The sequence below is a fragment of the Blautia sp. HCN-20427 genome, assembly GCF_037890365.1.
Classification (GTDB): domain Bacteria; phylum Bacillota; class Clostridia; order Lachnospirales; family Lachnospiraceae; genus Blautia.
This window is the reverse complement of record NZ_JBBKBX010000014.1, coordinates 87,319-94,687: the sequence shown is the minus strand read 5'-3', so window position 1 is coordinate 94,687 and position 7,369 is coordinate 87,319. Positions and strand designations below refer to the sequence as shown.

The 7,369-nt window shown below is 41.5% G+C and carries 12 protein-coding genes; 6 read left to right on the top strand and 6 right to left on the bottom strand.

The genetic code is table 11. The annotated features are described in order from the left end of the window. Nucleotides 1-301, top strand: a 301-nt coding sequence (locus WKT17_RS10160; RefSeq protein ID WP_340272668.1) for a hypothetical protein, incomplete at its 5' end; no start/stop codon positions are given. Between the two features lie 147 nt (nt 302-448). After that, nucleotides 449-565: a putative holin-like toxin gene (locus WKT17_RS10155; protein ID WP_022085598.1), complete on the top strand. Its 117-nt coding sequence runs from the start codon at nt 449-451 to the stop codon at nt 563-565. Nucleotides 566-815: 250 nt separating this feature from the next. Here the strand turns inward: WKT17_RS10155 and WKT17_RS10150 are convergent, their stop codons facing one another. From WKT17_RS10150 to WKT17_RS10140, 3 genes are all read right to left on the bottom strand, one after another. Then, complete coding sequence (locus WKT17_RS10150) at nt 816-1,826, bottom strand: IS66 family transposase (protein WP_291683763.1); 1,011 nt, start codon at nt 1,824-1,826, stop codon at nt 816-818. 234 nt (nt 1,827-2,060) lie between these two features. After that, entirely contained in the window at nt 2,061-2,387 is a 327-nt protein-coding gene (locus tag WKT17_RS10145) for a hypothetical protein (RefSeq protein ID WP_226853770.1), read from the bottom strand. 25 nt (nt 2,388-2,412) lie between these two features. Continuing rightward, nucleotides 2,413-2,577, bottom strand: a complete 165-nt coding sequence (locus WKT17_RS10140; RefSeq protein WP_173691475.1) for a hypothetical protein — start codon at nt 2,575-2,577, stop codon at nt 2,413-2,415. A gap of 402 nt (nt 2,578-2,979) precedes the next feature. Here WKT17_RS10140 and WKT17_RS10135 point away from each other — a divergent pair, with 402 nt between their 5' ends. From WKT17_RS10135 to WKT17_RS10120, 4 genes are all read left to right on the top strand, one after another. After that, nucleotides 2,980-3,294 carry a helix-turn-helix domain-containing protein gene (locus WKT17_RS10135; RefSeq protein ID WP_340272657.1) on the top strand — a complete coding sequence of 105 codons (315 nt, stop codon included), beginning with the start codon at nt 2,980-2,982 and terminating at the stop codon, nt 3,292-3,294. Between the two features lie 162 nt (nt 3,295-3,456). Then, a complete protein-coding gene (locus WKT17_RS10130; RefSeq protein ID WP_340272672.1) occupies nt 3,457-4,128 on the top strand; it encodes an IS630 family transposase in 672 nt (223 codons plus the stop codon). After that, entirely contained in the window at nt 4,086-4,574 is a 489-nt protein-coding gene (locus WKT17_RS10125; RefSeq protein ID WP_340272670.1) for a DNA cytosine methyltransferase, read from the top strand. Before WKT17_RS10130 ends, WKT17_RS10125 begins: the two co-directional genes overlap by 43 nt. A gap of 37 nt (nt 4,575-4,611) precedes the next feature. Beyond that, on the top strand, nt 4,612-4,830 hold the full coding sequence (locus WKT17_RS10120) for an ROK family protein (protein WP_291683454.1): 219 nt from the start codon (nt 4,612-4,614) through the stop codon (nt 4,828-4,830). A 43-nt stretch (nt 4,831-4,873) separates the two neighbouring features. Here WKT17_RS10120 and WKT17_RS10115 read toward each other — a convergent pair whose 3' ends face one another. The 3 genes from WKT17_RS10115 to WKT17_RS10105 form a co-directional block, all read right to left on the bottom strand. Continuing rightward, on the bottom strand, nt 4,874-5,092 hold the full coding sequence (locus tag WKT17_RS10115) for an intracellular septation protein (RefSeq protein ID WP_291683455.1): 219 nt from the start codon (nt 5,090-5,092) through the stop codon (nt 4,874-4,876). 90 nt (nt 5,093-5,182) lie between these two features. Next, nucleotides 5,183-6,370 carry a ribose-phosphate pyrophosphokinase gene (locus tag WKT17_RS10110; RefSeq protein ID WP_291683456.1) on the bottom strand — a complete coding sequence of 396 codons (1,188 nt, stop codon included), beginning with the start codon at nt 6,368-6,370 and terminating at the stop codon, nt 5,183-5,185. 2 nt (nt 6,371-6,372) lie between these two features. After that, nucleotides 6,373-7,362, bottom strand: a complete 990-nt coding sequence (locus WKT17_RS10105) for an ATP-binding protein (protein WP_173748051.1) — start codon at nt 7,360-7,362, stop codon at nt 6,373-6,375. Nucleotides 7,363-7,369: the final 7 nt, after the last annotated feature.

The window sequence follows — 7,369 nt, the reverse complement described above, 5'->3', positions numbered from 1 at the left end:
AGATGAACAATTGGCAAAACAACTTGTTAAAACAAGCGTATTAAAGCATGATGATGAGAAGTGTTTTTGGACGGATACTTATTATTCTTCAAAAGAGGAAATGGAATTAATTTATCAAAGGTATGGATTAGAAATTGTAGACCATTTTGCACAAGATGGTTTAGCACCTCTTTTATCGCAAAAGGTAGACCAATGGGATGAAAATCAGTTCAAAATATGGTGCGATTACCATTATAGTGTGTGCCGTGAACAGTCGGTTCTTGGTGCAAGTAACCATGTTATCATAATTGGCAGAAAATAATGAGATAGAAAAATGTAGTTTTTTCTTGCCGAAGTGATAGTTATTATGTTAGGATATTACCTAAGGAAAGTACCCATGACAGGGTGGTAGCCTCCCGAGTTTTATGATACCGGGCAACCGGAATACATAGGAAGGGAGGTGGCGCCGATGACGGCTTATGAAATTATTTCGATTTTCATTGGGATATTAGCATTGCTGATGTCCTTTGGTAGCTTGATTGTAGCGTTGCTTGCCTTTCTCGATAAGAGAAACAAGCGAAAATAAAAATGCCTATCCTGTCTGCCAACAGGATAGGCGGTGTCCGTAAGGACATTATCTGACCTAAACTCGAAGCATCCACCTTTGGAGTGGGTGCTTTCTGTTTACTTAGATGTTATCATGTTATCTTTGAGATTTCAAGAAGTTTCGCTTAATTTGGATAAATTTTCACAGTGAGCGTTACTGTTCAGAGGTTAACTGGACTTAAGAAAACTGATGGTGTAGACTGATAACAGTCAAAGCCATCGGTTTTTCTTTATCCAAATATCTTGGACACTCTGTCAAATATATTTGCCGATTCCTCCAGGCGCATCAAAACAAGCATGCTCATGCATTGGCAGAGATAATCGATACTTTCGAAACTCCTAAATGTCACGGCCTGCGCCTGTTTCCGCTTATAATTCCTCAGAAGCCCTTCGGCTTCGTTATTCGTGGCAGGTACTCTGGAGTTATGCAGGAACAGCAGATGATTCTGCATGTATTTCTCCATTCTCAAAAATAAATTATACCCGTCTCTATAATAATTATTTGCCGGAATGTCCCCGTATTCCTTTCTAGCGGTTTCCAGTATCTTCTGATATCTTTTTTCAAATTCGGAAACCTTTTTCAGATCCGGCTCCTGGGGCAGCTGGAAGCCTTTTCGGAAATGGATTATTTCCTGTACCAGTGAACGCATTTCTTTGTTCCAGGTGCGCTCCGGTTCGTTATCTATACTGTCTTTCAGATAACGCAGTACATGAGCAAGACATTCCTGATGATTTGCTCCATAATGATAAATGGTAAGATCATGGTCATGGGCCAGGATTCCCTGATAATCCTCCGTGACAGTACCTTTTACCCCTTCATGCCCTTTTTTCTCACATGCAAAGTATAGGGCTTTTCCGTCCGGTGTCACACAGACATATACCTGACAGTTCTTTCCGTTTTCCCTTGCATTTGTACAGTCTGTATGCATGACAGGGGAAAGCAGCATCTCTGCGCAGGCAGTCCTGCGTTCAGGCTCTGTTTTTAAAGCAAACTCCCTGCTGAGTTTACTTATCATGCCTTTCGAAATATTCAGTTTTCCACCTGTTAAATCCGACAGGAATTTTCTGCTCTTATCAATGGAAGTACAGCAGTTATTATTTAAAAGAAACAGAAATGCCCGGATGCTGCCATCATAATTCACGTCATCAATCACGCCATCCAGAAATGCAGCATGTACACGTTCTCCCGTCTGACTGTTATAATAAACATCTGCATGGTATTCCGTTACATCCAGAACCATACGGATCCTTACCAGTTGTTTTATGATTGTCCTTGCAGTCTTTTTGAAAGCACAGTCTTCAAGGACTTCTTCTGGCGGTGGAAGAAGGATTGCCGGCTGCGTAGGTTCCTGTTTCTTTCGGCTGTGCCCCTTATGACCGGGCTGTCCTCCCGGTTTCCTGCCCGTTTTTTCCCTGTTCTTCTTCCAGCCTGGCTGCTGTTTTATAAAACTGAAGGCGGAGTTCTTTTACTTTATCTAAAGCATCATCTCTTTGTTTTCGGCAAAAAGGACGCGCTTCTCCATCTCCTTTAGCTTCCGTTCGGCTTTTTTCTGCATCGCTTCAAACTCCAGGAGCATATCCTCCAGTACCTGGAACCAGTAATTACGGACACGGATAGTTTCTTTATGCGCTTCCGCTATTTCTGTCTGCAGTTCCAGAATTTTATGTTCATAGTCTCTGCAATCCTTCTGGTGGAGTTCTTTCAGTTTGACATATCTCTCACCGGATTCCAGCTCTTTATTCCTTGCCTGTGCGGCTTTTAGCCGGCACATGAGTGTGATGTAATCATAAGTATCAGGCATACGTTTTCCACCGGCACAGTTACCATTAAACGCCACTGATAATGTCTGTGATCTTTGAAATATGATCTTCCAGATATTCAATCATTTCCTTTTGTTTTTGGATAAATTCCTCTTGTATCTCAATCTGTTTGAGGTAACCAGCGAGAAGTTTATCACGTTTTTTCAATTCTTCTTTTAAATCGATGTCCATAAGAAAATCTCTCTTTCTTGTGAAAGAGTATAACAAAAACATAGAAAAAAAGTGAATTTCCCAAAATCGTTCTTTCGTCAATCTGACTGTGGATAAGTATTCGTTTTGCGATTGAAAAAGCATTGATATCAGCCATGAAACTTCAAAAATGGGCTCTGGAATCCAGAATCTGGTGTATAACTTTGCCAAAAAAGAACGGCAGGAAAAATTATAAACACAGTTTCTCCTGCCTAAAATGAATATCCACAAAATAAAAAAATAAATTTCGCTATTTTTTACAATGACTTATGCATACCTCTGAACAGTAACTTGTGGATAAAACTGCGGAAACTCAAGAACACAATTATTCTTTTGCTTCATGCCGTTTCATGATATACTAAAAAGAAACGGCGGTGATTCATTATGGCAAGACCTAAAACATATCATATTATACTCAGTGACAATGAAGTGTCAGCTCTTCGTAAGGTTATTAGGGATAAGAAAACCTGTAAAACCGTCCTAAAGAGATGTCAGATTTTATTAGAGTTAGATGAAGTCAGTGGTACTGGTTTGACCCACTCACAAATTGCACATACTTATGCGGTCTGTCCGGCTACGGTTACAAATATTATCCAATCTTATGTTAAGAACGGTATTACTAATATTGTCAAATACAACATCAGCCCAAATTCAAGTGCGGCATTACGAAGGCAGATGGACGGACGGAAGCGCATTTGATTCAAATTGCTTGCGATCCGGCACCCGAAGGACACTCCCGATGGACACTCCGGCTTCTGGAAGAGAAAGCACGTATTGAATTGGAAACACCAGTCAGCAGAGAAACAATCCGCAGGGTATTAAAAAAATGAACTTAGACCTCACCTCAATGACTATTGGTGCATCCCGCCAAAAGAGGATGCAGAATTCATAGCATGTATGGAAGATGTTCTCGATGTCTATGAACTCGCGTATGACCCAATGCGTCCGGTCGTCTGCATGGATGAAAAACCATACCAGCTGTTGGGAGAGACAAGGGAACCGCTGCCAATGCGCCCGGGAGATGACCGGAAAGTAGATTCCGAATATATCCGTAATGGTACATGCAGCATCTTTGCTTTCATAGAACCTCTTGCTGGGAAGCATCATGTCAGTGTCCGGGAGCACCGGACTGCAGTTGACTGGGCAGAAGAAATAAAATACCTTGTTGATGTCATGTACCCAGAAGTGGAAAAAATCATTCTTGTAATGGATAACCTTAATACCCATAAACCGGCATCCTTATATAAAAAGTATCCTGCGGCAGAAGCAAGGCGTCTTATAAAACACTTGGAAATCTATTATACACCGAAACATGGAAGCTGGCTGGATATCGCTGAAATAGAACTTAATGTAATGACACGCCAGTGCCTGTCACGACGAATTGACGATATCAATCATCTCCGCAGCGAATTATCGGCATGGGAAACCGAGCGTAATACAAGGGCGGCAAAGATGGATTGGCAATTTAAAACTGCTGATGCACGAATCAAATTGAATTCGCTATATCCCAAATTTACTGCCACTTCCGTGTAAGTGGCAGTAATGCTAAATGTATACGTGCCAACGAACTAGATGTTCTTATTGAAAATGACAAAAAAGATAGCATAATTGGATTTATTGGTGGGCCTCCATGTCCTGATTTTTCAACCGCTGGAAAAAATAAAGGAATTAATGGCGACAATGGTAAGTTATCAAAAACATATTTTGAACTCATTTGCAAAGAAAAACCCGATTTTTTTATTTTTGAAAATGTAAAAGGCTTATGGCGAACAAAAAAACATAAAGAATTTTATGATAAGATGTACAATAAGATGAAAAAACAAGGATATTACTTATTGGATAAATTATTGAATTCTTTAGAATATGGCGTACCACAGGAACGCGAGCGTGTCATAATGATTGGTATAAAGGTTAGAAATCAAAAGGATAAAGATCAACTAAAAGATATTGTGAAAAATTTCAATTGGGGAATAGGATGAATTAGCGGGAGAAATTGTTGAAAAATTCGCAGAATATTTGGGCTATGCCCTTGCCAATTTTGCGTGTGTCTCAGACCCGGACGTCATTGTAATCGGCGGCGGGGTTTCAAGAGTGGGAGAAGTGCTTGTGGAGTGTGTAAAACGGCATTATGAAAAATATGCATTCTCGGCGTGTAAGGAAACGCCGATTAGACTGGCAGAGTTGGGGAATGACGCAGGGATTTATGGGAGTGCGAAGTTAATTTTAAGCAGGTAATCATTTGATTACCTGCTTTCATTTGCGCATCCATTGATTATGCTTATCCTCTGTGATAATGATGGGAATGCTGCTCTTCGTATTCCTCAAGTTTAATTTTGATATAATTCCACAGGACAGGCAGGAATGGCACCAAACATGCAATCAGCACTATAATGGTTACCAGCGTGATGTCGAAAGTGGTTTTGTAAACAAATGCTGCATAGAGAATCAAAAAAAACGAAACACAAAGATTTAAAATGGGGATAAGTTTATCTCTCATAATGGCACCTCCTGACTATATTTTTGCTTTTCTTTTATTATACAACTATAGTCAGTCAATTTCAATGAAAATAAAGAAAAAACTGGTAAATTATTCTTTTCCCTGTGCACTGTTGTGCTTCTGAAGCAGTTTATTGATACGTTCTACAGGATTTAAAAGTTTGCTGATGGAACCGTCATGGTTCAGGGTATCAATGATGAGAGCAATGTATTTACTCATATCGCAGTTTACATAATATGGTTTCTGCAGCAGTTCCTCTGTCTGATATACCAGGTTGGTAGTGAGCAGGCGGTCAAATACACCATTTTCATATGCTTTGTCAAAACGCTCCAGACCGTTAGTGAATAAGCCAAAGGTGGAACACATGAAGATTTTGCCTGCACCTTTTTCTTTTAAAAGGGCGGCAACCTCCAGCATACTGTCACCGGAAGAAATCATGTCGTCAATGATAATCATATCTTTGCCGGAAACATCGGCTCCCAGAAATTCGTGAGCTACAATGGGGTTTCTTCCGTCAATAATGGTGGAATAGTCACGGCGTTTGTAGAACATACCCATATCCACACCAAGTACATTGGCCAGATAAATGGCGCGTCCGGTACCTCCTGCGTCCGGGCTGATAATCATTAAATGGTCGCTGTCTACCTGCAAATCCGGTTCTGCACGGAACAGTCCTTTGACAAATTGATAAGCCGGCTGAACAGTTTCAAATCCTTGAAGCGGAATGGCATTCTGTACACGGGGGTCGTGAGCGTCAAATGTAATGATGTTGTCCACACCCATGTCCGTCAGTTCCTGCAGAGCCAGGGCACAGTCCAGGGATTCTCTTCCTGTTCTCTTGTGCTGGCGGCTTTCATAGAGAAACGGCATAATTACGTTCACTCTGCGGGCCTTGCCTCCTACAGCAGCGATGATTCTCTTTAAATCCTGGAAATGGTCATCCGGGGACATATGGTTAACTTCTCCGCACAGAGAATAAGTGAGAGAGTAGTTGCACACATCCACCATGAGATACAGGTCATCACCGCGGACAGATTCCTGCAGAACTCCTTTTGCCTCGCCGGAGCCGAAGCGGGGAGCCTTGGCGCTGATGAGGTAGGAATCCCTCTCATAACCTTCAAAAGTCAGGTTATTTTTTTCCTGATGGTCCCGGTCTTTTCGCCATTTTACGATGTAGTCATTGACTTTGTTCCCCAGCTTTTCACAGCTTTTTAAAGGGATAATACCCAGGCGTCCTACGGGAAGGGAATCTAAAGGTGTTGCAGTTTTTGGTGACATGTTCATTTTCCTCCTAAAAGTTTTTTTTGGATTCGTATATCATTTCCAACTAATTTCAGCATGGTGTAATTGCTGGTAACTCTGGAAAAGGTTCTTTCGGAATAGGCTTCCATAAAATCGGCCAGAGTCAGGTTGGTGGAGATGATAGTTGATTTTTTATTCATAATTCGCTCATTGATGCAGCAGAACAATTGGGAAGAAACAAAGCTGTTTGTGAGTTCTGTACCCAGATCATCAATGATGAGCAAATCACAGTCGTAGACAAAGGCTGCCATATCTGCGGATTCAGAATCCTTTTCAAAGGCATTTTTGGACAGTAAATCAAATAAATCAAAAGAAGTAAAGTACAGCACAAAGAAAGACCTGTCCAGCAATTCTTTGGCAATACAGTGTGTGAGATAAGTTTTTCCTACCCCGGTTTCTCCATATATAAACAGGTTTCCTGCCTCTTCCCGGAACTTTTCAATCAAGTCCCAGGCTTTGTCATAGGCATTCCGGGCAGATTCCAGTGAGGTAATGCCGGTTGCAGGGTCTGTGATTTCGGAAGAGTAGTAATCAAAAGAAAAATGGGCAAAGTTCTCAGTATCCAGTATGTCCCGGATATTGGATTGGGTATACAGCAAATCCACAGCGGCTTTCCGGAAACAGGTACACTTTTCGTTCCCGATATAGCCGGTATCTTTACACAGAGGACAGTCATAATGCAAATCCAGATAATCGGCAGGATATCCATTTGCCCGGAGAATTTCTGCTTTTTCCAGAGAAAGAGCCTGTATTTTTTCTGCCAGGTCAAAGTCGTCCCCTTTTTGGGCACCCAGAAGAAGACGTGCCTTTAAAAGTCCAAGTCCGGCAATTTCCCTGCGGATTTCCCTAAGGCGGGGAAGCTGTTCTTCTGCCCGGCGGATTCTCTCATCCTGTTGGTGTTTCTGCAGAAGCTGTTTTTGGTTGTAATTACGCATGAGCGCGTCGTATTGAAAATTTTTCAGTGACACAGTAAAA

Coding starts and splice junctions, on each gene's coding strand:
- WKT17_RS10155 (WP_022085598.1), top strand. CDS start 449: ATGACGGCTTATGAAATTATTTCGATTTTCATTGGGATATTAGCATTG.
- WKT17_RS10150 (WP_291683763.1), bottom strand. CDS start 1,826: ATGGTTCTGGATGTAACGGAATACCATGCAGATGTTTATTATAACAGT.
- WKT17_RS10145 (WP_226853770.1), bottom strand. CDS start 2,387: ATGCCTGATACTTATGATTACATCACACTCATGTGCCGGCTAAAAGCC.
- WKT17_RS10140 (WP_173691475.1), bottom strand. CDS start 2,577: ATGGACATCGATTTAAAAGAAGAATTGAAAAAACGTGATAAACTTCTC.
- WKT17_RS10135 (WP_340272657.1), top strand. CDS start 2,980: ATGGCAAGACCTAAAACATATCATATTATACTCAGTGACAATGAAGTG.
- WKT17_RS10115 (WP_291683455.1), bottom strand. CDS start 5,092: ATGAGAGATAAACTTATCCCCATTTTAAATCTTTGTGTTTCGTTTTTT.
- WKT17_RS10110 (WP_291683456.1), bottom strand. CDS start 6,370: ATGTCACCAAAAACTGCAACACCTTTAGATTCCCTTCCCGTAGGACGC.